Consider the following 26421-nt stretch of genomic DNA (forward strand, 5'->3'; position numbering starts at 1 on the left):
ACAAGCGATAGTACTTGCTGTTACCTGATTGTACTCAAGTTAAGCCATAGAAACGCTTTGTGTTCTGATAAAAGAGCCGGGCGGCCCGCTCGGTTCCCATGCCAGTGATTTCGCTCCATGCCTGGATGACCTGTCTGGTCATGGCCGGGTGTGTCATTCGTCCCTGAAATGGTCCTTCGAAGGGCCACGGTCCGTCGGTCTCGGCCATCACTTGTTCCGATGGATATTGCCGGGCGAGTTCACGAATCTCTTCTTCATACCGAATATCCGGCGTGAAGGAAATGAAATAACCGTTGTCCGCCATGCGCCTTACGGTTTGGCGAGAACCTTTGAACCAGTGGAAATGAGCACGTCGGAACTGATATTGCTCCAGCAAATCACAGACGATATCCGCATCATCGTATACCGCATGAAGGACAAGTGGTTTGTTATGTTTTTTGGCAAGTTGGATGAAACGTTCAAGCAGTTCAATGTACCCGCTCTGATCGAAGCGTTGCCCTGCCTGCTCCGCTTCCTGACGATTGTAATAGGGAAGGCCAACTTCTCCTATGGCTGTGGCTTGTCCCATATGCTTCTCGATCCATTGGAAGAAGAGGTCCATTTCTGCAATGGACGGCAGTTCCTGTTCCGGATGGAAACCGAAGGCCGGATAGATGTTACGTGGATGTTGTTTTGCAAGCTCCAGATTGGTCTTGGCAGAAGCGAGATTCATGGACACGGCAATGACTGCTTCGACCTGCTGAGACGGAAACGATAGCAGCATCTCGCGTTGTTCGTCAGGGGTATACTGATCGAAGTGAATATGAGCATCAATTAATGGTGCAAAAGCTTGAGAATGCACGAGGGAATTCCTCCTTGTGTTCAGTTATATTCTAACTATGTTACGCAGAATTTCTTATGGCGGATCACCCATTAAAGGAAATAAATAACTTAAAAACCCGCACTATCAAGATAGGCGGGCTTTCTGCTGTTCTTCTCGCATCCACTGTGCAATCTGCCGTTTACGCTCCAGGAAAGCGGATTCCTCCGTAATTTCTTCTCGTCTTGGGCGATCAAAAGGAACATGTACCTCGTGCAACACCGTTGCAGGTCGGTTGGATAATACATAGACCCGATCTGCAAGTAGCAATGCTTCTTCGATATTGTGGGTGATGAACAGCACCGAGCGGCGGTTCTGTTCCCAGATATCGAGCAACCAGCGTTGCATGTCGCTACGTGTCAGTGCATCCAGTGCGCTGAAAGGTTCGTCCAGCAGCATGAGTTCCTGCGGACTGAGCAGGGCACGCAGAAATGCAGCACGCTGCTGCATTCCGCCCGACAGCATATGAGGATAGGCCTGCTCGAACCCGGCAAGACCCACGCTGCTTAACCACTTTCGAGCCTCTGCAAGTGCTTCGGCCCGAGGTGGAGCACTTGAAGCTACTTCACCAGCAAGCAGTACATTATCTTCAATGGTGCGCCACGGGAAAAGAGCAGGCTGTTGGGGCATATAACTGATCTTGCCACGCTGTCCCGTTACATTCTGACCGTTCATAAGCACTTGGCCTTCCTGTGGCTTCAGCAGACCGCCGATGATATGGAACAGGGTGCTCTTGCCACAGCCAGAAGGTCCAACGATAGCAACAAACTCGCCTTGCTCCACAGTCAGGGACAGGCCGTTCAGAACCGGTAGCTTGCTACGCCGTTCACGGAATGATGCATGAACATTAACAACGTCCAGTGCAGGTGGAACCGGAGCAGGAGTCGTGTTGGCAGGTCGATCAGGCGTAGCCGAGTTAAACTTTTCACCGTGCGTTGGCTCCATTACACTTGCTCCTCGTCCAGGCTGGACTTGTTCATCCTGTTGCAGATTCATATGGTCATCACTTCCTAATATACAGATTACTTCTTTACTACCGCTTTTGTGGCCGCCAGCGCACGAGCAGCTTCTCCAGCAGGGCAATGAACAGGAAGAGCAGCAAGCTGAGCGCGACAATAATCATGATCGCCACGAATAGGCGGTCCGTACGATAAGCCGACTTTTGCAACATCATATAATAACCAATACCCTTGTCTGCACCAATCCATTCGGCGATGATGGCGCCCATCACGCTATAGGTAGCGGCGATTTTGACACCGGAGAACACGGATGGCAGCGCATGGGGGAGCTCCAGCTTCCAGAAGATCTGATGACGTTTCGCACCAGCCATGCGCATATAGTTCATCATCGCCGCGTCAGTACGGGTCAAGCCATCCATGGCCGCCACTGCAACGGGGAAGAAGCAGACCAGAATGATTGTAATCAGCTTGGGCAGTAGCCCGAATCCGAACCAGATTAACAGGAGCGGCGCGAGCGCGATGGTCGGAATATTTTGACTAAGAATAAGTAAAGGATACAGGGCTGACTTGAGAAAAGGGACCAAATGCAGTACCATCGCAATCAGTAATCCAACCGCTGTTCCAGCGGCGAATCCAATCAGCGTTAACTGAATGGTTGCGGAAGCGTGCATGCCAAGCCGTTCGGCCTGGGTTGCCGCTTCGCGGGCGATGTCGGACGGTGAAGGCAGCATCCATTTCTCAATATGGAAGAGGGAGACGGCTCCCTGCCATATCGCTATAAAGAGAATAACCGCCACAATGGGCGGCCATACACTTTTGAAATAGGCAGGCATTAGCGATACTTCTCCGTCAGGGTATCCATGCTGAAGCCGGTAGGGCTATGGGCGATTTTGATCTGGGAGATGATGCTTGGGCTGCCAGCCTCCACGAGTACCTCGTGCATTTTACGGACAACTTCCAGCAGTTCCTCTAGTTCCCCCTCCATCGTGGTGTCGAGCGCGTTCACCTGATATTTCAGGCCGGATTGCTGAATAACTTCAATGGCGCGATCAACGTAAGGATAAGAGTTCTCGCCATTTGGCGTTTTCGGGATAACCTGAATACTAAGTAGTGTGCTTGCCATGAGAGATCACGGCTCCTTTCGTGATATATAAAATGAACTAATGACTGTTACACTTGCCACTTCGATGACAGAATAACCTTCCAATCGCTGTTATCCCCAGATTTTTTTGATTCCCTTTCTCTAAAGGGAAAATCCGGTGATAAAGGCGACCGCTTCGCTTTTTCACGTTATTTCTGTCCTCTCCGTCCTCGTGTAAAATTTAAGTTCGTTTTATATGAGAAATTTTATTGGGGTAAGAACTCGTTCGTATATGCCGTGCTCACATCGATCTGTTCATCCAGCAGTTTTTTGCTAAACATCCAGTCGGTGTAGTTCTGCCACACTTCCTGTTTTTGCTCACCCCAGCGCGGGGCGTCATCCGTGTATTTCGGACTGAGCCATTTCTGGCTTGCCAGTACGAGGTCCTTGTCCAGATCCGGTACGGCCTTGATCAGAATGTTTGCTGCGTCTTCGGGATGATCAATTGCGTATTGATACCCTTCGGAGGTGGCTTTCAGGAATGCTTTCACCAACTCAGGGTCGTTTTGGATCGTCTGCTCGTTTGTTACGAGGACAGGCGTGTAGTAATCCAATGCATCTGAATAATCCTTCACATATAACATGTCGATGGGCTCCCCGCGCAGTTCGGCTTCAATACCCGTCCAGGCGTAGAAAATCCATGCAAAATCAATGTCCCGTTTTACTGCGGTGAAAAAGTCGGCGTCACCCATATTAATGTTTTTGACTTTGGATACATCGGCTCCGTCGCCTTCCATAATGGATTGCATCACGGCTTCTTCGACTGGGGAACCCCAACCGCCATAGGTTTTACCTTCAAAATCTTTCGGTGACTTGATATTCCGATCCGCCGGAGCAGCGAACCCGGATGTATTATGCTGAATAACTGCTGCGATGGATACCAGTGGAACACCCTGTGTGCGGGCTTGAGTTACACTCTCCTGATAACTTACGCCAAAAGGCACTTCATTGGAGGCAACCATTGTATCTGCGCCACCGGCACCTGGTTGTACAATCTCCACGTTCAAGCCTTCGGCCTTATAAAAACCTTGATCTACAGCTGCATACAGGCCTGTATGATTCGTATTTGGTGTCCAGTCGAGCACCACTTTAATATCTTTCAGGGCGGCAGTGTCACCTTCGTTGCTGCTTTCCGTATTTGTGTTGCCGTTCTGCCCAGCTGGGGCAGCTTCTTTGCCACCACATGCGGCTACAGTCACCATAAGCACGCACAAGAGCAACAATCCCATCGTTTTACGCCATTTCATCTGTGGTCTCTCCTTCGGTATGTCCGGCCGATTGGCACGGGGTACTCCTTGGCTTCATATCCAATCATCTTGCATAAATCGACAGATTTATACCAGTTGAGATCCGGATGACGTTATTTTTGAATAAGTAAAACGTCCATCGATGTCATTCAAGGAAGCCAGACTGCGCTTAGCGGCAGTTTTTCTTGCAATATCAGGAAGGTGATGCTTCCAAACTTATACTTTCTGATAGTAACAAAAAAAGCGCCCCGTATTCCGGGACGCGTGCAGGCGTTAGAGAGGTGGCGTTCAGCCATAGGGCTGTGCCATTTCGATATACTCCGATTCCTACGCTGGCATGATCCAGATCAGGTCTAAGGGTTAGTATCTTGGTGGGATACACTCTCAGCCGGCCAATTCCGACTCCCCTGGGAAACTATGAAGTTACGGGCATTACTAGGTGTAATTATAGGCCAGAGGGTAGGACCTGTCCAGTCATGAACTGGATAGGGACACGTATAAGTTATAAACAGGCCGTTATACATATGTATAACAGCCTGTTTGGATGTGTTATTTTCAATAATTATCGTGGGGAATCATATAAGGCAATCTGACTGAGTGCAAAAGCATCGGATTTTGGGTCATAACCTACCTGTTTCTGAGTGGTTTCCAGATTTAATCGTTTAAACCGATTATTCGAGATCCCATGCAGTATGGTGAAGGGTTCCAGATCGGTAGTTGTAATTGCTTTGAACATCAAATCACACAAGTCAGCCGGACTAATATACGCGCTCATATCCCTTGCCTCCAGCACGGGTCCGTCCGGTTGAAAATCATCATATGCACCTATACGTATTGCTACACTTTGTAAACCTTCGGTATACGCAAAATAGGAAGCGAGCGATTCTCCAAAACATTTGCTAACCCCGTACAAATTCCGTGGGCGTGTGGGCATGTCCGGATAGACTTGAGCATCAATGGGATACCCCTCAATCGTCTGTGCACTGCTTGCAAGAATGACTCTTCGTACACTTTGGTCTTTAGCTGCACGGAATACATTAAATGTGCCTTTGATATTGATGTCCAACAACGATTCATAAAATCCGGCATTCGGGGAAGGATCTCCAGCCAGATGTACAACCACATCCATGCCTTCGCAAGCACGCTGACAGGCTTCGGGGTCTGTCACATCCAGTGTCATGATCTCATGGCTGGTCCCTTGATACGTATGCAGTCTGTCGATATTTAAATCCGTTAGTCGCAGGCGAAATGCTTCTGACAAGTGTTGGGACAAGTCACGTCCAATTTTTCCGGCTGCGCCAGTAATTAAAATGTTCATGAAATCAGCTCCAATTCTTAGCGCTGGAAGAACTCAATCCATTCCTTTTCAGGTCCATAGATGAAGAAATAGCGGTAACCGTTAGGCAGTGTGATAATCTCTCCGTCGATAAATTCGGCTTCGGTGGATTGAATGCGTTTGTACTCAGAATCAAGATCATCCACGTGGATCGCAAAATGGTGCACCGTACCTTCAGAAGGCAGCTTGTCGCTGTATCCTTGAATTAACTCAATCTCAGTCTCATTACTTCCATTGAAGCCAAGGAAGGCGAGCTGAATGATACCGTTGGTATGGGTCACCCGGTCTTTCAATTCAAGACCAACGATCTCCGTGTAGAAACGCAGCGTGGTCTCCAGATCACGAACGGCAATGCCGACGTGGTCAATGCGCTTTTGAAAACTCACAATCAAAAACCTCCTTATGTAGTGAATGTTTCTACCATTTTAAGGGATAGCATAGAGCTGTACTACATGGTTGTCAAATCCAATTTTAAATTGGAAAAATCATAATTGTTCACAAAATGTTCACTTATGTGAAGGGTTTCCTCATCTCTATAATTACGAAGGTAAACAGAGAGGATGAGAGAATTGCCAACAAGCAAGAAGGAACAGATTATTTTGGGATTAATGATGTGTACAGGAATGGTCTTGGTCATGATGTTCTTCAATCTATGGCACAGTGGGTTACTCGGCAAGATGTCCCCGCTTGAGATACTGCTTCAATTCATATTATGTTTTGTCATCGCGTTTCTGGTGGAGTCTTTCATTGTTGGCCCTGTGGCGAGAAAGATTGCATTCTCCTTGCCCTTCGACAAGTCCAATAAGATTTTAGGTGTGCTCGTCATTTCATTTTTCATGGTGATTGGCATGGTTCTGATCATGTCCATGTATGGAATGATCTCGGCATATCTCGCTGATCAATTAAATGGGGGGTCATCCGTAATCCGTACGTATCTCCATACAATCGCTCGTAACTTCAGCCTGGCGCTTCCATATCAGTTGATCGTTCTGGGACCACTCGTCCGATATGTATTCGGTAAATTCATCAAGGATAACGGGCCTGTATTGCCTGTCGTTAATAAAAGTGTGTGATTTGGTTGACCATAAGTATTTCCTGGGCAATCTTGTGCAAATGAATAGATATTATTCTCACCTTTAATGAAAGGAGATGAGAGAGGCAAAGATAGGGTACTTGCCGCCATATTACAGCGCTAACGAATCGAGGACACCTTATTAGGCGAGTTTCTAAGGGAATGAAAACCTAACGAATCTCAGCGGTGTTATTATGCAAAAAACCTCCAACGAGACATTTAATTGAAGCTAATTATCTATAATAACGTCTCTAGGATTCGTTAGATTTCAAACATGCGGAAATGGAGGGGGATAGCGTGTGCTAGGTTCGTTAGAACAGAATAATGCTACAAAAAGATGTCCACCGTCAGGTCATGACAGTAGACATCTCGATTTCTTTAATAGGTATTTCTAATCCTCAGGACTAGACCAACACAGAACTGTTAAGTCGCAGAATTCACTATATGTTTGTTCTGCCATTGATACGTGATTACGCTAATGACAAGCAGGCCAACTGCAAAGATCGCAAGCATCCATGCAGACTGATTAACCGCCAGATGATCAAGACTCCATCCCGTAGTCAAAGGCAGAATGGCACCGCCAACCCCACCTGAGGCAATCAAAATGCTGGGTGTGGATTCTTCTGTTCCGGGCAACAGTTTACTGGCGAAGACAAGGGCAATGGAGAATATCCCTGACATCGCAAGTCCAAGCAGTAAGATGATGAGAAATGCAGACCAGATTTGGTTTGTAAATGGAAATATCATTAACAAGAGAACAGATGCAAGACAACTGTACAGGACATATACGCGGTATTGGAATTTCTCTGCGATATAACCGGCGAAGAGCCGTCCCACGGACATGGCAATCCAGAAACAGGTGACACTAAGGGCTGCTCCGGCTTCCTTCATGTTCATTTTCTCAATCAGGATCGCCGGCATGAAGTTCGCAAGACTCATCTCTGTGCCAACATAGAGGAAGAAGAACAGGACGAATAATACCAGAAGAGTCCTGTTACGGCCACGATAGGTTGGACTGGATGTACTTGCAGATGCGGGATGCATCTCACCCGATGTCCCAGCAGAGTGCGTATTTACGGAAGCATGATTTGAACTCTGTCGCTCCAGAAACTTATCGAGTTCACCGAATGATCCTTTCGCCCAGAAAACAAAGGTCAGCGCTGCGCAGATCGCAACAACGAGAAAGGAGAGACGCCAGTATCCGGTAGCAATCAGACCGCTGGCAATGAGCGGCATGACCATCGCCCCAATCCCGAATAACACTTCCAGTCGACTCATAGCAACGGCTGTATTGTCTTTGATTGCAGCGATGATAATGGTGCCAATAACAGCTTCAACCATTCCGAATCCAAAGCCGGCAGCGGGTGCAATGACGAACATCCAGCCCCATGGTGGCAGCAGCATGTAGGATAATTCTGCAATACAGAGCAACGCTGTGGCGATTAACAGGCCTCCCCGTTTACCAAAGCGTCTGTTCAGCCATGGAGATAACAATACACCACCCAGGAATCCGGCAAATTGAGCAAAGATCAGCGTTCCGCCTTGGCTATAATCTTTGCCGTAATGTTCAAGTGCAACCGGTAGAATGGAACCGAGCACAACGTGGGCAAGTCCAATCAGGAAATAGGACAGACATCCGATCCAAAGTAATTTTTTCATAAAGAACTCCTTCTACTTATATACATAAATTGAGGATCACAATAAAGCGCAATCTTGAAGACAAAGTCTATCATAACAGGACATGTTAAGTTGTGCCATGAATTCCTGATCGATACAGAAGGTTGCAATCTGGTCCGGCGTTCGTATATACTGAGACCAACAATTACAGATCGGACCATGCCGTTGAAGAGCATCCAACTCGGAGGCGTTTTCGCCAGGGGAGCGATATTTCCCCAAGTTAACCGGAACCGCCCGTTATCGCGGACCAAGAGGCTGGAAGCAGGATATCCTGATTCAGCAAGTTGGGTGGCACCGCGAGCAGAGCGCTCCTCGTCCCAAGGGATGAGGGCGCTCTTTGTATTTTTACAGCCAAAGGAGACGGTGACCATGTTAGAAATGAAGTGGATTCGTGCACATGCAGAAGAGGTTCAGGCAGCGGCAGACGGGAAAAAAATCAAGATCAACATTCGCACATTGTTAGAGCGGGATGAGGAACGCAGGGCGCTTTTGCAGGAATCGGAAGAAGGACGCAGATTGCGCAATACGTTATCCGCGGACATTGGCAGACTCATGCAAGCCGGGAATCGGGAACAGGCCGAGGGTTTGCGGGCTCAGGTGAAACAGATCAATGAACAGTTGGAACAGGTGGAAGCGAGGCTCGCCCCTGTGCAGGAGGAAGTAACCAAGCTACAATGGCTGGTACCCAATATCGTGTCCCCGGATACCCCCAATGGCTTGTCGGACGCAGACAATGTAGAGCTACGACGTGTGGGAGAGGTGCCAACGTTCGAGTATAACACCAAAGATCACGTGGAACTTGGGGAGTTGCATGATCTCATCGATATTCCCCGTGGAGTTAAGATTGGCGGTACGCGAAGCTATGTATTAAAAGGCGCTGGCCTGTTATTACATCGAGCAGTACAGCAACTTGCGCTTGATTTGCTTCTGAAGCACGGCTTCACACCGATGGAGGTTCCGCTGATGGTCAGGGAGGAAGCACTGGTGAACACCGGATTCTTCCCAACCGGTCGAGATCAGGTCTATGAACTTGAAGGGGAGAACAAGTGGCTGGTGGGAACTTCTGAAGTGCCGCTGGTCTCGTATTATGCGGATGAGATTGTTGATGTTCAAGAGCCTGTGAAGCTGGCCGCGGTATCGACGTGTTTCCGCAGTGAAGTTGGCTCCGGCGGACGGGATGTACGCGGATTATACCGTGTGCACCAATTTGCCAAAGTTGAGCAGGTCATTCTCTGTGCTCCTGATGCGGAAGAATCGGAGCGCATGTTGCAAGAGATTACAGGACACGCCGAAGAATTGCTGCAATTACTGGAACTGCCGTATCGTGTTGTCGCTGTATGTACCGGGGATATGTCGCAGAAAACGTACAAACAGTATGACATCGAGACCTGGATGCCAAGCCGCGGTGCATATGGAGAAACGCATTCGTCGTCGAATCTGCATGATTTTCAGGCGCGCCGTTCGAATATTCGTTGCCTCGATGCCGAAGGCAAGTTGGTCTACTGTCACACCTTGAATAATACGGCGGTGGCATCGCCGCGTATCCTGATTCCTTTGCTTGAGAATCATCAGCAGGAGGATGGAAGCATTCACATTCCGGTAGCCCTGCGGCCCTATATGGGCGGGGCCGAGAGCTTGATTTTGCCAGAGCAGGATGAAGTGAAGTAGAGAGGTTAGGTAACGCTTTAGTAATTCAAAAAGGGGATGTTCCACACGTCATGTTGCATGTGACGATGGACATCCCCTTTTAAACGGTAACACTATTTAACGAACCGATCTCCTAATATTTTGTGCTGAATTTAACTGATCTGGTAAGTGCTGGAACCTAAGATATAGCTTACTTCTTTGATTAAAATTTCTTCGTTTATGTAAGTAAATAAAGTTATTTCTTAAATGTTAACGCAGCTTCCATTCACGCTCGTTAATGATTTCAATTTGTCCAGATTCAAGGGCTTTTTTGAAACGATTGCGGGCTGTTTTCATCAATAGAACCATTTCGTCTTCAGGACGAATCTTGGTGGATGTCGAAGTGACGATAGCTTTCATACGTTTACGGTTATTTTTAGGTGAAACCATATCAAGCAAATTCTTTTCGATCATACATATCCCACCTCATTTTTAAGGTTTATTAAAACAGTATTACGCGACCTTCCCATATTATACAATGAAAATCATGAATTGTTCCAAGACGCTCACTCACGTTATTCAACTTTATGCAATTCGTATCCGATATAATATAATAGAAGTAAAATATTGGATTATGGGAGATGGATATTGAAATGAATAGAATCAAACTGGCGCTTCGAGGCACACTTGCTCTAATGATTGCATTGACCGTACTGGTCCCTTCGTTGGCCTTGGCGGCTACTGGTGACGTGACATCGATTGAAATAACCAATAGCAGCCCGCAGAAAATGAGTGTCTCCGAAACAGCTGCGCTTCAGGTGATGGCAACGGTAGAAGGTTTTGATAACAAGCAGGATGTTACCCAAGGCGTGACTTGGTCCACCAGTAATGCAGCGGTTGCGACGATGGTGAAAGGCAAAGTCAAGGCTGTGGCCGCGGGCGAAGCAACGATTTTTGCAGAAGTAGACGGGGCTAAAGCCCAGTTGGTTGTCCAAGTGCAGGAGAAGATCAAAAGCATCAAAGCTTCACCGAAATCCTACAGTTTTGTTAAAGGCAGTGAAAGCACCCTTCCGAAAGTAAGCATTACCCGTGCGAATGGTAAGGAAGAGGATGTGACGTCTGAGATTGTGTGGTCCGTATCCACTTCTTCGGCTGTGCTGGAAAACGGTAAAATCAAAGGCGTTACACCTGGCAGAGTATTGCTGCAAGGCAAATATGGAACAACGATCGTGAAAGTCCCCGTTGCTGTGACGGATGAGATTACCAAAGTTGAAGTCACTCCTGCCACAATGCAGCTGAACATCAAGAAGTCCAAGGCGTTGAAGGTCATCGGGACCTACGCAAATGGCAAAACGATCAACCTTTCGAAACAGATCGTATGGACCTCTTCCAACACAAATGTAGCTATCGTGAAAAATGGAGCCGTTAAGACACTGACCGAGGGACAAGCCACCTTGACAGGAACTTATCAAAATCAGACAATAAAGGCAGAGGTTACCGTTGTACCTTTGCTCAAAAAGCTGATTACAGGCCAGAAAAAACTGGTTTTGTCTCCACAGGGAAGTACAACGTTGAGTGTGATGGCCCAGTATGATACGGGTAAAACCACTGTTGTGACGAACAGCGCGGTATGGAGTAGCACAAAGCCGGGCGTAGCGACAGTAACAAATGGCAAGATCGTGGCTGTAAGCAAAGGGAAAACGTCCATCACGGCCAAATGGGGCAATAAAAAAGTGACGATCCCTGTTACGGTAAAATAAATCTTCATATAATAAAGCATCTTGCATGATCCAAAAATTAGTTTCAGTACATGACATCGTTAAAATCATCAATATCATCAAGGTAACAGACAACCAAGGGGCGTAGACATACGCTCCTTTTTTGGATATATAGAAATATGTATCTGAAATGCCTTCTGCTTCAACAACTATATAAGGGGATTGGATGGGATGAATATGAAAGCTTCGATTATAAGCTCAGACTCTAACTCTAGTGATCTGGCTTACCTGAAATATCTTTTTCTATCCCTAAGTTCCATACTTACATTTCAACGGAGTGCTACGATTAAGCGCATGAAGCAACGCACCTATGAAAAATACAGAGAAGGTTACCATTTAAAATGTCATGGTGAAGAGGAGATACCTGAATGAAAGATCCAATGCAACCGGAAAATTGGCCTGCCTGGGCGACAGAGTCGGTAGAGATTGCTCCGGCCAATCCCAATTGGGATGCGCAGGCTCAGGATGAAATCCGGCAACTCAAACGTCTTCTAGAGCAGTTTAATATTCATCAATTCGAACATATCGGAAGCACGTCCATTCCAGGGTTACCCGCCAAGCCCATTATTGATCTGATGGCAGAGGTACAGTCATGGGATGACATGGATCTGATTGCGGATCAGCTGAATCCGTTGGGCTGGAACTACGTTCCGCCTGAACTGGATGGACGGGAGTACAGACGATTCTGGGTCAGGGTTAAGGATGGCAAGAGAGCTGTACACCTGCATCTGATGCGCCCGGGAGAAGAACGCTGGGATCGTCAAATTCGGTTTCGGGATGTGCTGAGAAAACGCCCAGATCTGGTGGAAGCTTACGCCGTCCTGAAGACAAAGCTTGCTGATGAGAACAAGGAAGATAGGGAATCGTATACCGCTGCCAAAACGCAATTTATTTTACAAGTGCTTGATGAAGGCGTGTGATTGATTGAAAAGCGTACTTATCAGAGACAGGCTGATCTATTTCTTAGCAGTCATGATGACCATGGCGGCAGGACTCGTATCCAGACACTTTGGTGAACGATTGCCGGGTTGGGTGCATGAACATTTCGGGGATGCATGTTGGGCGGGCATGATTTATTTCGGAGTACGCATGGTGTGGCCTCATCGCAGCTTGGTATGGGCGATGTGTTTGAGCTGTGTATTCAGCTGGATGATTGAGTTCTCGCAGTTGATTCAGACGCCTTGGCTGATTGAGATACGTTCTACCGTATTAGGTGCTCTTATTTTGGGACATGGTTTTCTGGTGATCGATCTGATTCGATATACGGTCGGTATTCTGTGCATGGTTATGATAGATCGTTATTTCCTGAGAAATAAGATGGCTGGATCATGAACTCAAGTGAATCATGGAGGTGTGCTGCATGAATGTAGAAAAACTTTTTGCCGAATTGCCCGAATTCGAAACACAGCGGTTAAAACTGAGGCGGCTTACGATGGATGATCTTGATGAATATTATGCGTTTGCCTCTGATCCGCGAGTGAGTCAGCAAAGCTTGTGGAACTACCATGAGACGGTGGAGGATTCAATTCAATATATTCAGCGGGTACTGGATAATTATGAACGGAAAACGGTACATATCTGGGCTTTTATTTTGAAGGAAACAGGGACCTTGATTGGGAGAGGTGGCATTTTTCATCTCAACGAACCCATGCAGAGTGCTGAACTAGGGTACGCGATAGCCAGCAGTCAATGGGGTAAGGGGCTCGCAGCAGAAGCGATGCAACCCATCGTGGATTATTGCTTTCGGGAACTGGACTGCAATCGGTTGGAGGGGAAATGTAATGCAGGCAACATAGGCTCTGCACGCGTAATGGAGAAGCTGGGTATGTCGTACGAAGGTTTGCTACGCAAACAGTTGAAGATCAAAGGTGTATTTACGGATCAAAAATTGTACTCCCGTATCCGGGATGATCTATAATACTTCCAATGACTCATAGGGTACATCGCAGAAATTGAAGGAGGCAGAACCATGATCTATAGTATTATTTCCCGTTCGTTGTGGGAGCAAGTGTCAAAGGGGACTGAGTATGCACCAGATAGCCTGGAGACAGACGGATTCATTCATTGTTCCACTAAGGAACAAATTCCATGGGTAGCCGGGCAATATTATGCAGGCCGCACGGATCTATTATTACTTAGTATTGATGAGAAGGCGTTAGAGCCAGAACTGGTGTATGAGGATCTCTACGAATTAAATGAACTATATCCACATATCTATGGAGAGCTCAATCTGGATGCGGTTCGCAAAGTCATTCCATTTGAACCGAATGCAGACGGTACGTTTTCATTTCCTGAATAAATAACATGTGACGCTTCTGTTTGAACATGATCTGGGGACAACATACTTTTCCGAAGGGTGGTTAACGGATGGATATGAATCAGGTTTTTTTGGAGACAGCGGAGAAGCAATTCTTGTATTACAAGCAGCTCGGGGAAAAAGCCATGGCACAACTGGATTCCGAGCAATTGTTTCAATCCTGGAATGAAGACGCGAACAGCATTGCGGTTATCGTAAAACATCTATGGGGCAATATGCTGTCCCGTTGGACGGATGTACTGACAACAGATGGTGAGAAACCGTGGCGTGAACGGGACGCCGAGTTCGTGAATGATATTGCTTCCAGGGAAGAGTTGCTTGCTAAATGGGAGGAAGGCTGGACATGCGTACTCGAAGCTATTCGTTCGTTTACCCCGGAACAATTGTCTCACATCATATACATTCGCAATGAAGGACACACCGTCATGGAGGCTATTATTCGGCAATTGGCGCATTATCCGTATCATGTCGGGCAGATTGTATTTGCCGCGAAAATGCTCAAAGAAACAGCTTGGGACAGTCTCTCTATTCCGAGAAACGGGTCTTCTCAATATAATGGAGGCAAATTTGCCAAGCCGAAGGCACGCAAACATTTTACAGAAGATGAACTTCATATAGAAAAAGGTGAGGAACAACAATGACTCAAATTGCATTGATTCGCCATGGAAGCACAGCGTGGAATAAGGAAAAACGTTCGCAGGGACAGACGGATAATCCGCTGGATCAGGAAGGCAGGGAACAGGCAGTTTTACTTGCCGCGAGACTGGCCGAGGAATCCTGGGATGCCATCTATTCAAGTGACTTGGAGCGTGCAAGTGAGACAGCTCGCATCATTGGTGATCACTTGGGCATTCAGGAGATTCATCTGGACCCTAGACTTCGCGAGATGGGCGGAGGACAGGTCGAAGGAACGACGGAAGAGGAACGGTTAGCCAAGTGGGGAGCGGACTGGAGTACTCTGGATCTGGGACGTGAGCTTGTAGATGCAGGGACTGTTCGAGGTAGTGCGGTGCTTGAAGATATTGTACGGCAGCACCCCGATGGAAGAGTGATTGTTGTCAGTCATGGGGCCGTCCTGCGGAATACACTGCGAGGACTGGTGCCTGAACTGGATATCAGCGTGAAGCTGTCCAACACATCCATTACCCGGATCGCCAAGAATGAGAATGCGTGGCAATGCGAACTGTACAATTGCAGTGTGCATTTGGATTCGCCCGGGGAGTCTTAATAGATGGATGCCCTGACGTTAAAACAAAAATTACAGCATATTCAGTCGTCTAATCATTCCATTGATCACGAGGAACAGCCTTACGAATTGGCACTGCATATGATGAAGCATATTGGTAGTACTGACCCTGTCCTGCGGGATGAATTGATCTATGTTACGTTTGCAACCTGGATTGGACAGGGTGTATTTTCGGAAGATCAGCTAAGGCATATGTTGCAGTTGGCGCTGGACGATCAGCACTTGTTCTATGGGATCGGAGAGCAGGGAACGGATAGTGTGTTTACGCGGACGTTCTCCGTATTGTTACTGCCTCCCATTCTGAATGTGGATCGTCAGCAACCCTTCTTGAACAAAGAGGATATCGCAGGGATTCATCATCGGTTGACTACATATCTGGAGCTTGAAAAAGATGTTCGCGGCTACGCCGATAACAAGGGCTGGGCACATGCCCCCGCACATGCGGCGGATGCGGTTGAAGACTTGGCACAATCACCATATCTGGAGCGAACGGATCTGCTGGAACTTCTGCATGCACTCGCTGTAAAAATAACGGAATCAAGTGTGGTTTACATCCATGATGAAGATCAGCGAATAGCGCATGCTGTGATTACCATTCTGCGTCGCAATCTGTTGGAGCCAAAGGATATTACGACGTGGATCGATTCCCTTCATCAAGGAGACCAGGCGGTGAACAGATCACTTCTGGAAACCAGTCATAGGAACCTGAATGTGCGTCTGTTTTTGCAGACACTGTATCTTGCGATACGTACAGAAGAAGATGAGCCGTTTCCGGCAGTTTGTTCACTGGTATTGCAGGCATTGGAGAGAGATAAATAACGATACGCTAAACGTTTGGAAAAAGGGGAGATGGCGCATGACCAAACAGCCGTATTCATGGACGGAAGAGATCTTATCTCCGCTGGGTGAGACAGCGGTTATCATCCAGTGTGGAGATCAATTGTCTGACCCTGTGCAGCGCAGAGTGATGTCTGTATGTGCTTTGCTGGAAAAAAGCACTCTGCCGGCCATGATCGAATGGGTGCCTTCATATACGTCCGTTACAGTATTTTATGATCCGTTCATCTCCTCTTACCCTCAGTTAAGCAAGATTCTGCTTCAGCAGTTGAATCAAATGAAGGAATCCGTACAATACAAACCCAGAACGGTCACGATTCCCGTATGTTATGGTGGTGAGTGGGGCCCTGATCTGGACTATGTTGCCAGTGAACATGGACTGACCGCAGAGGACGTTATTGCGATTCATACATCCGGGGAGTATCTCGTACATATGATTGGATTTGCACCGGGTTTTCCGTATCTCGGCGGGTTGTCTGAACAGATTGCTACGCCCAGACGGGCAACGCCAAGGCTTCGGGTTGAGGCGGGCACAGTAGGTATCGGTGGCAAACAGACGGGAATCTATCCGGTGGACACACCCGGAGGATGGCAATGTATTGGACAAACGCCACTCCGGTTGTTTCGGCCGGAAGAGAACGTGCCGAGTTTGCTGGCAGCAGGTGATCGGGTTCGATTTGAACAGATTACGATGCAGGAGTATCTGGCGTTGAAGCAGAAGGAGGGCGAACGATGAGTATTGAAGTGATTCGCCCTGGCCTGTTATCTACCGTTCAGGATGAAGGCAGAACCGGTTATCGCCGGTATGGTATTCATCCTGGGGGAGTCATGGACACCTTTGCAGCCAGAGCAGCCAATATGCTTGTGGGCAACTCCCGACATGCGGCAGTGCTGGAGATGACGATGACGGGGCCAGAGCTTCGATTTCGGGAGAGCCAGCTAGTCTCATTATGTGGAGCTGATTTGACGGCAACGGTGGATCATCTGCCTGTACCCTTGTGGCGTCCGGTGCTGGTGCGGGCTGGAAGTGTACTGAAGTTTGGCCACTGTCGTCATGGCTTGCGTGGATATCTGGCGATTGCGGGTGGAATAGCTGTGCCTGAAGTGATGGGCAGTCGAAGTACAGACCTCAAGACAGGTCTTGGTGGTGTGGAGGGCCGAGCCTTGCGCGTGGGGGAGCTGTTATCCATAGGTGAACCTTCTGGTGAAGCGCAAGGTTGGATGCAGCGTATGGAGCAGCAGGTAAAGCAGAGTGAGCGGGACCACCGAATATTGGCGCCTGCGTGGCTTTTATCTGAACGTGAAAGACCTGACTATTATGGGCAACCTGTTATTCGTGTGATGGAGAGCAAGGATAGTTCGCTGTTCAGCCAAGAAAGTCTGGGACAATTCTATGCCGAAAAATACGTGATCTCTTCACAATCCGATCGGATGGGCTATCGCTTGCAAGGCTCCAGACTGGAGCTGGATCAGCCCCTGGATCGGCTGTCTGAAGCCGTTACCTATGGCACGGTGCAGGTGCCACCGGATGGACAGCCCATCATCTTGATGGCAGACCATCAGACGATCGGAGGTTATCCTGTCATTGCACAGGTAGCTCGGGTGGATATGCCAATCCTGGCTCAGACTAGGCCAGGAACCCGAATTTCTTTTAAGAAGATTATGGATGATCAAGCCCGTCAGTTGTACATGGAACAGGAACGCAACATGCAGCTCATCGATAAACTGATACGCAGGAGAATGGCAGAAATGGAGGGCGCTTAATGAATACCTCGAAAACTCTGGATATCAATTGTGATCTGGGCGAAAGTTATGGTATATATCGCACGCTATCGGACGAGGCCATTCTACCCTTGATTACATCAGCCAATATTGCCTGTGGATTTCATGCAGGGGACCCGGCTACAATGCGGCTGACGGTGGAGAGGGCATTGGAGCATCAGGTGGCAATTGGAGCCCACCCCGGGTTGCCGGATTTGCAAGGGTTTGGCAGAAGACGTATGGACATTACGCCACGGGAAGCATATGACATGGTGGTGTATCAGATCGGTGCGCTGGATGCATTTGTCCGGGCAAGCGGAGGGCGAATGCATCACGTAAAACCACATGGCGCCTTATACAATATGGCCGCAGAAGATGGAAAGCTTGCTGAAGCCATCGCCGAGGCAATCTATCGAGTACAGCCTGATCTGTATTTGTATGGTCTGGCGGGCAGTGAGCTGATTCACGCTGCGGATCGCATCGGTCTGCGTAGTGTGAGCGAAGTGTTTGCGGATCGAACCTATGGGACGGACGGAAAGTTAACTCCTCGCAGCCAAGCTGGAGCCCTCATTGAAGAATCGGGACAAGCGATTGCTCAAGTGCTTCGGATGGTGAAAGACGAAGTCGTTGTATCCACGGATGGTACGTTGGTTCCCATTAAGGCAGAGACTGTCTGTATCCACGGTGACGGTTCGAACGCTCTCGCATTTGCTCAAGAGATTCGTCGTGTGCTGGAATCGGAAGGCATTAAATTATCTTCACATACCACGGGATGATAACCATGTTCAGCAGAACAACAGTAGTATCAGGTTGTTCGGATTGAGCTTTGAAATTTTGGAATAACAAGGAGTGAATGAACAGAATGAAACCCATACGCAACTCGGCAAAGGCTGTCATTGTGCAGGATGGACGATTGCTGGTCATCCGGCTGGAAGACCAATATGGTACCGCTTATGTGTTCCCAGGTGGAGGACAGGAGAAAGGTGAAGAACTCAAGGATGCGGTCGCACGCGAATGTTTGGAGGAGATTGGTCAGGCTGTGAATGTTGGAGAGCTGTTACATATCCGGGAGTATATCGGAAAAAATCATGAATTCGCCGAGTGGGATGCAGATATCCATCAGGTTGAATTTTATTTTGCGTGCAGCCTGATCGATCCGGAGGCAACCGTTTTTGAAGGCTCCAATCCAGATGACCACCAAGTCGCCGTGGAATGGATTGCACTTGAAGACCTGTCCAACATTCGTTTATATCCAAAAACAATTGGCGAATTGCTTCTTAAATCAGGCTCTTCTTCAATCTATCTTGGAGATCTGAATTAAATTAGCCATGAAGAAATATCGTGCTAACCCCTTTATGTAAACATTTTTATAAAGAACTTTTCCAATTTTGTCACGTTAGCGTATCGGTTCATGGATTCACCATAGGTAAGGTGGGTACACTATAAGTACAGGCTTATTACAAAAGCATTTGCATTAAGCTGTCTATAGTAATACGAGAATAATGAGCTGTCATTAAACACAAAGAGGTAGTAACAACTACACTTCTCTTGTACTTTTTATTATTCACCCTTAATTGGAAGAACGGTAGACGTAGTGGAGGGGACGGAATCGATTCTGAGGAAGCAAAGCGTTCGCCTTTATCACCGGATTTTCCCTTTGAGAAAAGGGAATCAAAAAAATCCGGGGATAACAGCGATCCAAAGAACGATCCGTACCCGCAACGGCCGCCTACAACGTTCTTCAAATACCCCCAAAACCGAAAGGAGCACTTCCCATGAACCAGACTGAATTGGAACAAAACATTGTAAAAGCATTGGAAAACAACCCTTTTTGCAGCTTCTCCACTGTGGAGAATGGTAAACCGAAATCCCGCTATATGGCGCTTTTCAACGATGGACTGAACATTCATCTGGCAACGAACCGCCGTACACACAAAGTAGAGGAACTGGAGAATAATCCGAATGTTAGCCTGCTACTAGGTTATGAGGCTGGTGGTTCCAAGGAAGTAGTTGAGATTGAAGGAACCTGTGAAGTGACGAAGAACGAAGGCTTGCGTGAGCAAGTGTGGAACGACGAACTGAAGGCGTGGTTCGATGGACCTAATGATCCTAACTATGTCATTCTGGACATTACCCCGACTCGTATTGAATACACGGGGAAAGATCATGAACATCATGTGTGGGAACAATAATCCGAATATGAACATAACCTCTGCAAAGTAGCGTCCTTATGCGAAAATACGCGCAGAGTTTAATCCAACCGTGAAAGCCATTAAGGTTTCACGGTTTTTGGTATGGATGAATAACGCTGAATTGGATATACATGTAAGGCACGTGTAATATACGTATTTCAAAGATAATAAGCACTAAATACCTACTAAAATGTTGAAAAAAATGTCGAAATCACGCATGATAATGTAAACTCGCCTAGGTATGTGCGGGTAATGTAAAAAATAATGCTTTTCAATGACTGAACATTGCGTTATGATTTGGAATGTAAACGACAAGCACAGACATAAATAGATGTTCATGTGAGATAAACTTACCTGAAATTCCGATGCATGTCATCAGAGCGTCAGTACGCACAACCCATGAAATCTATCTTTTTTCTGCGCTCTTCGTTTGCCCATTAATGCATGATTCAATGTACATAACCGGGAGGGGTTATTTTGAAAATGAGAAAAAAAGTATTATCAAGCCTGACTGCCGCTTTGGTTGCATTAAACGTGCTTGCGGTATTTCCGGTACCTGTGTCGGCTGCGGATGCTGCCAAAGTTAAACTGCGGATCATGGAGACCACAGACATTCATACCAATCTGGTTAACTATGATTATTATTCCGACAAAGAGACAGACCAATATGGACTCGCTAAAACAGCAACACTGATTAAGAAAGCCCGTGACGAAGCGAAGAACAGCCTGCTGTTTGATAACGGGGATCTAATTCAGGGGAATCCGCTGGGAGACTACACTGCCAAAATTGATCCATTGAAAAAGGGTGAGACTCACCCTGTATATAAAGCGATGAATCTGCTCGATTATGATGCAGGTAACATCGGTAACCATGAGTTCAACTATGGTCTGGACTTCCTGGACATGACGCTGGAGGGAGCAAACTTCCCTTACATTAATGCCAATGTTTATGTAGACGATGGTGATGATGATGAGACAAATGACAAGAACTATTTCACACCGTATGAGATTTTGGATAAAAAAGTAACGGATGAGACTGGCAAAGAACATACGATCAAAGTAGGTGTGATCGGATTTGTACCGCCACAAATCATGCAATGGGACAGCGCTAATCTTGAAGGTAAGGTCATCGCCAAAGACATTATTGCTACTGCGAAAAAATTCATTCCTGAAATGAAAGCCAAAGGTGCCGACATTATTGTAGCTATTCCTCACTCCGGATTTGAGGAAATTCCTCAAACGGATCTGATGGAGAACTCTGTTCTGTATCTGAGCCAAGTTGAAGGCATTAATGCTATTCTGTTTGGACATGCCCACAAAGTGTTCCCAAGTGCTGATTTTTCCGGCAAAAAAGGGGTAGACCTGGAGAAGGGCACCATTAACGGCGTTCCTGCTGTAGAGCCAGGATTCTGGGGGGATCACCTGGGGATTATTGATCTGGATCTAGAACAAGTGGATGGCAAATGGAAAGTGGTCGATTCCAAAACGGAAGCACGCCCAATCTATGACACAGCCAACAAAAAACCACTGGTAGAGGCTGATCAGGATATCATTGATGCGGTTCATGAAGAGCATGAAGGTACATTGGAGTATGTTCGTGGTCCGGTGGGCGAAACGACTGCACCCATCAACAGCTTCTTCGCTCTGGTTCAGGATGATCCATCCATTCAGATCGTAACGAATGCACAGAAATGGTATGTCGAAAAACATATGCAAGGTACGGAATATGAGAAAATCCCTGTATTGTCCGCAGGTGCACCGTTCAAAGCCGGTGGACGTTCAGGCGCTTCGTATTACACGAATATTCCTAAAGGCACCATTGCCATCAAAAACGTTGCTGACCTGTACGTGTATCCAAATACGGTACATGCTGTAATGGTTAACGGCGCAGAACTGAAAGAATGGCTGGAATGGTCTGCAGGCCAGTTCAACCAGATCGACCCGGCTAAAGGTGGACAACAACAACTGATCAACAATGACTTCCCAACGTACAACTTCGATGTTATCGATGGTGTAACGTATCAGATTGATGTGACACAACCAGCCAAGTATGACGGCAAAGCAACCGTTGTAAATGCATCGGCAAGCCGGATCAAGGATCTGAGTTTTAACGGTAAACCGATTGACCCAGCGCAAAAATTCATCGTAGCGACGAATAACTACCGTGCTTCTTCGTCCAAGCTGGCTAACCCGGACGGTAAACGTATCGTTCTGGCTGCACCGGATGAGAACCGTCAAGTGATCATCGACTACATCCGTGAGAATAAAACGATTAATCCGGCAGCGGACGGAAACTGGTCCCTGGCACCAATTAAGCCATCTGCTGGGTTAACCGCAGCAGCGCTGAACGATCTTGAAGTTGTGTTTGCTTCTTCCCCGGATGCAAAAGATCTGGTTGAAGCAAACCCGGCGATGTCTTTCATTGGTACAAATGATGATGGTTTTGCTGAATACGGCATGAAATTGACTGGAGAAGCAACAACAACTCCGAAACCAGGTACGGAGCCTGCTCCTACGCCTACAAAGCCAACTAAACCTACGGAGCCGACTACTCCAACCAAACCAACGACCAAGCCACAGCCTGAGAAACCAGCGAGCGGCAAAGTGGTATATGTGGTGAAAAAAGGCGATAACTTGTACCGCATAGGTTTGAAATATGGTGTAGACTGGCGCAAGCTTGCGACAGCTAACCAAATCTCAAATGTGCATAACCTGAAAGTTGGACAGAAAATCGTGATTCCCGCTTCTTAAAGTTTAATAAGTTGAGGGAGACCGACAGTCATCAGACTGTCGGTCTTTTTTTCTGCAAATTTGAATATATTTGTTCCAAGAACCGTCATACAGGAAGTCATCAAAACAGTAGAGATTAATTTTAAGACCCATGATATAATATTTACAAACTTTGGGTATATACAAGTGAACATTAATGGACATGGAATCTAAATTGGCAAGGGGGGTCCTACATGAATTGCAGTGGCTGCAGTCCAATCTATCCTATAGAGGGCCAAGGTACCTTGTACTTGCGTCCCATTTCCCCCGCTTTGCTGGAAGCGCTACAAACGCCGGGAAGACTTATCGAGACGTCGGATGACATGATGTGGATGGATTTTTCGAATCTTGAGACGGTTCAGAATTTAATAAAAGAGATCGGCGAAATTGATCCGACATTACGTGATTCCCTAACCGTTCAGATTATGCCTATTTACGAACAGGCTAATGAAGAAAGCTGGATTAGTCTAACCATGCAGGAGTCCCGTTTCAAACATGCGGAGCTTGTTTCCATTATTCTGGAGCATCAATTCAGCAGTCATATGCAACCCATCGTTGATGCATCGGAGCAGATTATCGGATATGAGTTTTTGCTTCGTCCTGCTGAGAATGGAAAATCCTTCAGTTCCTATGAATTATTTGAAGTTGCGCGTGAGACCGGACTACATTCTTTTCTGGATCGATTGGCGCGTATTACTGCTATTGAGACCAGTGCCCTTTTTCTGCCGCATGGTGTCAAACGCTTCGTAAATTTCCTGCCTTCCTCCATATACAATCCCGAATATTGTCTGACACATACGTTTGAAGCGATTGAACGCCTTTCGCTGGACCCTAAAGATTTTGTGTTTGAAGTCGTGGAAACAGAGCAGATTCAGCATATGCCCATCTTGCAGCAAATATTTGAGGTATATCGTTCCCGTGGAATGTCGGTTGCACTGGATGATGTGGGTGCCGGATATTCGACAATAGAGTTGATGAATCGGTTAGAACCGGATTTTGTCAAAATAGATCGAAGTCTTATTGACCGTTGTGATCAGGATTCGACCAAACAAGAGAAAATTCTTCATATTGTTGAGATGTCGAGTCGATTTGGAGGGCAAGTCCTTGCCGAGGGGATCGAACGAATGGAAGAGTTTGAATTCTGTCGTTCCATAGGTATTGAGCTTGCACAGGGCTACTATTTTGGTAAACCCTCGGCGCAACCCCCAGGCGGTCCTTACTCTAATACTTCATCTAATTCATGGAATAATTAGTAACCTGTACCTTGTACAAGTCGCTTCTGATCAGAGGTGGCTTGTTTGGCGTGCCTGCACATTTTTCTCTCAAATAAATACCCTCATTTAGCCGATATATAAGATAAGCCTTTTAGATTGATCCATACATACAAAGAAAGAGGGCATTTTTACATTTTGAGGGGGAGAAAGACATGAGTGAAACTCAGGATAATAAACCAATGAAAGCAGCGAAACCTGCCAAACCAAAACATAGTCAAAATAAAAAGAAGAAAAAGAAAGGTTTCGTCTGGAATATAAGGAACAAACTATTGGTCTCCTTCCTGGCCGTTCTACTCCTGCCAAGCTTGGCAGTCGGCTTAATCACACTAACGATGGCTGAAGATGGCGTACAAGGACAATTAGTGGATAGTGCCATGCAAAGTGTGAGCACTGCCAATACCATTGTAGAAAGCCAAGTGAATTACAAGATTCATGACATTAACTATTTCGCGGATGCTCTTGATCCGAGCCTGATCAAAGGGGAGAACGATAGTCCCGAGCTTCAGTTGAAGCTGGAGCAATATCTGGGCTTGCATCCCGATGCCATGAACATTTTTGTAGGAACAACAGACGGAGTTATGGTTCGAGGTAAACCAACAGCGAGCAGCACACGGGGAGATGCTTATGATCCTAGGGAGCGGGAATGGTACAAACTAGCGATGGACAAGCCAGGTACAGCTGTTGTATCAGCGGTGTCTGTTAATACCGATGGTGTTGCAGTTGTGTTTATCTCCAAAACATTAAAGGATCAATCCGGTGTCATCGGGTTATCTCTGGACCTGACAGACCTGCAAGAGCAGGGATCCATTAAGGTGGGCAAAGAAGGCTACGTCATTATTATGGATGCAAACAAAAACTATGTCGTATCCCCTGTAGCAGATGCAGGTACGCCGGAAACGAGTGGCTTGCTGGATGAGATGTATGAAGGTTCAGAAGGTCAATTCGATTACGTGTTCAACGATGAGCCGAAGATGATGATTTTTTCAACAAATGAAGCAACAGGCTGGAAAATTGCCGGCACGATGCTCAAGAGTGAAGTAACTAATGCAAGTAAGGATATTCGCATGGCCACATTTATTGTTATTCTGGCGGCCACGTTCCTTACGCTCCTCTTTATTATCTGGTTTACACGCTCCATGCTGCGTCCAATTAAACGACTGCAGGAATCTGCCAGAGCCGTGAGTAAAGGTGACTTGACCGTGAAAATGGAAACAGGGCGTAAAGATGAAGTCGGAGAACTGGCGAAGTATTTTGAACGTATGGTCGATAACCTGCGGATGATGATTCTGGGCGTACAGGAAACGACAGAGCAGGTATCTGCTTCTTCTCAAGAGTTGTCTGCCAGTGCAGAACAAACTACCAAAGCGATTGAACATTCAACACTGGCCATTCAGGAACTGGCTGAAGGTGCAGAGCAGCAGGTAAACAGCGTGAAAGACGGATCGGGACAGATGAGCCGAATGGCAGAAGATGTTCGAATGATGTCGGAGCGTGTACAATCGATTACGGCAAATATGCGGCATACGTCCGGAGCGGCTTCATCTGGGAATGAGGCAGCAGGACAGGCTGTGGAGCAGATGAACAGTATCCAGGAAACGGTGGAGCAGCTGGGAACGGTGGTTCAATCTCTGAATGCCCGTTCCGTTGAGATTGGTAGCATGGTTGATGTTATTGCATCCATCTCCAAACAAACAAACTTGCTCGCATTAAATGCTTCTATTGAAGCAGCAAGAGCGGGGGATGCGGGGCGTGGGTTTGCAGTTGTAGCTGGTGAGGTACGCAAACTGGCAGAAGAATCCGGAAGTTCGGCAGCGCAGATTGGTGAGGTGGTTCATAATATCCGTCAGGACATGGATGCCGCTCTAATCGCTATGAATGCAGCTCAGACTCGGGTAGGAGAAGGAATTCAGGCCGTGAATACGTCAGGACAATCCTTTGCTCAGATTCGGGAGGCGGTGGAAGATGCTGTTCATACATTGGATGACTTGTCCGCAACAACGAAGCAACTGGAGAGCGGTGCATCGCACGTTGCCAAGGCGATGAGTGATATTTCGAATGTGACCCAGGAATCGGCTGCGAATACAGAATCCGTGTCTGCATCTTCGCAAGAACAACTGGCATCGGTAGAAGAGATTGCATCATCCTCGGCACATCTGAATAGCATGGCAGAACAATTACAAGGACTGCTTGGCATGTTCAAGATGGTGGAGGATACACCGAAGGATAAGGGTATAGAATAAATTCTAAAATTAGGAACACCATAACTTACCACACATTTTATATTAAAAGAAAATAAAGATAGACAATATTCCTGTTGCCCTGTATAAATA

General features: G+C 47.0%; 27 protein-coding genes and 1 riboswitch. Of the genes, 18 read left to right on the forward strand and 9 right to left on the reverse strand.

Features of this window, described 5'->3' with window-relative positions:
- Positions 1–34: 34 nt before the first annotated feature.
- The 7 genes from MKY01_RS02395 to MKY01_RS02425 all read right to left on the reverse strand — a co-directional run bounded on the left by MKY01_RS02395 (position 35) and on the right by MKY01_RS02425 (position 5928).
- Positions 35–841: a TatD family hydrolase gene (locus MKY01_RS02395; protein WP_315370563.1), complete on the reverse strand. Its 807-nt coding sequence runs from the start codon at positions 839–841 to the stop codon at positions 35–37.
- Positions 842–946: 105 nt separating this feature from the next.
- Positions 947–1855 (reverse strand): ABC transporter ATP-binding protein, encoded by a 909-nt coding sequence (locus MKY01_RS02400; protein WP_076253880.1) that lies wholly within the window; start codon positions 1853–1855, stop codon positions 947–949.
- A 37-nt stretch (positions 1856–1892) separates the two neighbouring features.
- Positions 1893–2651, reverse strand: a complete 759-nt coding sequence (locus MKY01_RS02405) for an ABC transporter permease (protein ID WP_339285221.1) — start codon at positions 2649–2651, stop codon at positions 1893–1895.
- The gene (locus tag MKY01_RS02410) at positions 2651–2941 is read right to left on the reverse strand and encodes a thiamine-binding protein (protein ID WP_017690996.1); all 291 of its coding nucleotides are present in this window, start codon (positions 2939–2941) and stop codon (positions 2651–2653) included. The genes MKY01_RS02405 and MKY01_RS02410 overlap by 1 nt, the downstream gene beginning before the upstream one ends.
- A gap of 224 nt (positions 2942–3165) precedes the next feature.
- On the reverse strand, positions 3166–4206 hold the full coding sequence (locus tag MKY01_RS02415) for an ABC transporter substrate-binding protein (RefSeq protein WP_339285224.1): 1041 nt from the start codon (positions 4204–4206) through the stop codon (positions 3166–3168).
- A 306-nt stretch (positions 4207–4512) separates the two neighbouring features.
- Positions 4513–4625: riboswitch (TPP riboswitch) on the reverse strand.
- Between the two features lie 143 nt (positions 4626–4768).
- On the reverse strand, positions 4769–5524 hold the full coding sequence (locus tag MKY01_RS02420) for an NAD(P)-dependent oxidoreductase (protein WP_339285226.1): 756 nt from the start codon (positions 5522–5524) through the stop codon (positions 4769–4771).
- 17 nt (positions 5525–5541) lie between these two features.
- Entirely contained in the window at positions 5542–5928 is a 387-nt protein-coding gene (locus MKY01_RS02425) for a VOC family protein (RefSeq protein ID WP_076319528.1), read from the reverse strand.
- A 174-nt stretch (positions 5929–6102) separates the two neighbouring features.
- On the opposite strand from MKY01_RS02425, the gene MKY01_RS02430 reads away from it, so the two are divergent.
- On the forward strand, positions 6103–6615 hold the full coding sequence (locus tag MKY01_RS02430) for a hypothetical protein (RefSeq protein WP_339285228.1): 513 nt from the start codon (positions 6103–6105) through the stop codon (positions 6613–6615).
- Positions 6616–7037: 422 nt separating this feature from the next.
- Here the strand turns inward: MKY01_RS02430 and MKY01_RS02435 are convergent, their stop codons facing one another.
- The gene (locus tag MKY01_RS02435) at positions 7038–8273 is read right to left on the reverse strand and encodes an MFS transporter (protein ID WP_339285230.1); all 1236 of its coding nucleotides are present in this window, start codon (positions 8271–8273) and stop codon (positions 7038–7040) included.
- A gap of 387 nt (positions 8274–8660) precedes the next feature.
- Between MKY01_RS02435 and serS the strand changes: the two genes are divergently transcribed.
- Positions 8661–9959 (forward strand): serine--tRNA ligase, encoded by a 1299-nt coding sequence (gene serS / locus MKY01_RS02440; protein WP_339285232.1) that lies wholly within the window; start codon positions 8661–8663, stop codon positions 9957–9959.
- 228 nt (positions 9960–10187) lie between these two features.
- On the opposite strand, the gene MKY01_RS02445 is transcribed toward serS, so the two are convergent.
- Positions 10188–10391: a hypothetical protein gene (locus MKY01_RS02445; RefSeq protein ID WP_076253873.1), complete on the reverse strand. Its 204-nt coding sequence runs from the start codon at positions 10389–10391 to the stop codon at positions 10188–10190.
- A 179-nt stretch (positions 10392–10570) separates the two neighbouring features.
- On the opposite strand from MKY01_RS02445, the gene MKY01_RS02450 reads away from it, so the two are divergent.
- The 16 genes from MKY01_RS02450 to MKY01_RS02525 all read left to right on the forward strand — a co-directional run bounded on the left by MKY01_RS02450 (position 10571) and on the right by MKY01_RS02525 (position 26331).
- On the forward strand, positions 10571–11677 hold the full coding sequence (locus tag MKY01_RS02450) for an Ig-like domain-containing protein (RefSeq protein WP_253505265.1): 1107 nt from the start codon (positions 10571–10573) through the stop codon (positions 11675–11677).
- Between the two features lie 386 nt (positions 11678–12063).
- Positions 12064–12615, forward strand: coding sequence for a GrpB family protein (locus MKY01_RS02455; protein WP_047840366.1), 552 nt, complete (start codon positions 12064–12066; stop codon positions 12613–12615).
- A gap of 4 nt (positions 12616–12619) precedes the next feature.
- On the forward strand, positions 12620–13027 hold the full coding sequence (locus MKY01_RS02460) for a DUF2809 domain-containing protein (RefSeq protein WP_101314892.1): 408 nt from the start codon (positions 12620–12622) through the stop codon (positions 13025–13027).
- Positions 13028–13055: 28 nt separating this feature from the next.
- Entirely contained in the window at positions 13056–13613 is a 558-nt protein-coding gene (locus MKY01_RS02465; RefSeq protein ID WP_180361879.1) for a GNAT family N-acetyltransferase, read from the forward strand.
- A 51-nt stretch (positions 13614–13664) separates the two neighbouring features.
- A complete protein-coding gene (locus MKY01_RS02470; protein WP_101314894.1) occupies positions 13665–13994 on the forward strand; it encodes a DUF952 domain-containing protein in 330 nt (109 codons plus the stop codon).
- A 68-nt stretch (positions 13995–14062) separates the two neighbouring features.
- Positions 14063–14653: a DUF1572 family protein gene (locus MKY01_RS02475; RefSeq protein ID WP_315372437.1), complete on the forward strand. Its 591-nt coding sequence runs from the start codon at positions 14063–14065 to the stop codon at positions 14651–14653.
- Positions 14650–15240, forward strand: a complete 591-nt coding sequence (locus MKY01_RS02480; RefSeq protein WP_315372436.1) for a histidine phosphatase family protein — start codon at positions 14650–14652, stop codon at positions 15238–15240. The genes MKY01_RS02475 and MKY01_RS02480 overlap by 4 nt, the downstream gene beginning before the upstream one ends.
- 3 nt (positions 15241–15243) lie before the next feature.
- Complete coding sequence (locus MKY01_RS02485; protein WP_315372435.1) at positions 15244–16077, forward strand: DUF2785 domain-containing protein; 834 nt, start codon at positions 15244–15246, stop codon at positions 16075–16077.
- Positions 16078–16114: 37 nt separating this feature from the next.
- On the forward strand, positions 16115–16831 hold the full coding sequence (pxpB, locus tag MKY01_RS02490) for a 5-oxoprolinase subunit PxpB (RefSeq protein ID WP_315372434.1): 717 nt from the start codon (positions 16115–16117) through the stop codon (positions 16829–16831).
- Positions 16828–17859 carry a biotin-dependent carboxyltransferase family protein gene (locus MKY01_RS02495; protein WP_339285237.1) on the forward strand — a complete coding sequence of 344 codons (1032 nt, stop codon included), beginning with the start codon at positions 16828–16830 and terminating at the stop codon, positions 17857–17859. The genes pxpB and MKY01_RS02495 overlap by 4 nt, the downstream gene beginning before the upstream one ends.
- Entirely contained in the window at positions 17859–18632 is a 774-nt protein-coding gene (locus tag MKY01_RS02500; protein ID WP_315371933.1) for a 5-oxoprolinase subunit PxpA, read from the forward strand. The genes MKY01_RS02495 and MKY01_RS02500 overlap by 1 nt, the downstream gene beginning before the upstream one ends.
- Positions 18633–18718: 86 nt before the next feature.
- A complete protein-coding gene (locus MKY01_RS02505) occupies positions 18719–19177 on the forward strand; it encodes an NUDIX domain-containing protein (protein WP_339285239.1) in 459 nt (152 codons plus the stop codon).
- A gap of 454 nt (positions 19178–19631) precedes the next feature.
- Positions 19632–20048 carry a pyridoxamine 5'-phosphate oxidase family protein gene (locus MKY01_RS02510; RefSeq protein WP_074093246.1) on the forward strand — a complete coding sequence of 139 codons (417 nt, stop codon included), beginning with the start codon at positions 19632–19634 and terminating at the stop codon, positions 20046–20048.
- Between the two features lie 483 nt (positions 20049–20531).
- Positions 20532–22799 (forward strand): bifunctional 2',3'-cyclic-nucleotide 2'-phosphodiesterase/3'-nucleotidase, encoded by a 2268-nt coding sequence (locus MKY01_RS02515; RefSeq protein WP_339287071.1) that lies wholly within the window; start codon positions 20532–20534, stop codon positions 22797–22799.
- Between the two features lie 212 nt (positions 22800–23011).
- Positions 23012–24070: an EAL domain-containing protein gene (locus tag MKY01_RS02520; protein WP_076253863.1), complete on the forward strand. Its 1059-nt coding sequence runs from the start codon at positions 23012–23014 to the stop codon at positions 24068–24070.
- A 173-nt stretch (positions 24071–24243) separates the two neighbouring features.
- The gene (locus tag MKY01_RS02525; protein ID WP_339285241.1) at positions 24244–26331 is read left to right on the forward strand and encodes a methyl-accepting chemotaxis protein; all 2088 of its coding nucleotides are present in this window, start codon (positions 24244–24246) and stop codon (positions 26329–26331) included.
- The last annotated feature ends 90 nt before the right edge of the window (positions 26332–26421 follow it).

It is taken from the genome of Paenibacillus sp. FSL R5-0486, assembly GCF_037975155.1.
GTDB classification, from domain to species: Bacteria; Bacillota; Bacilli; order Paenibacillales; family Paenibacillaceae; genus Paenibacillus; species Paenibacillus amylolyticus.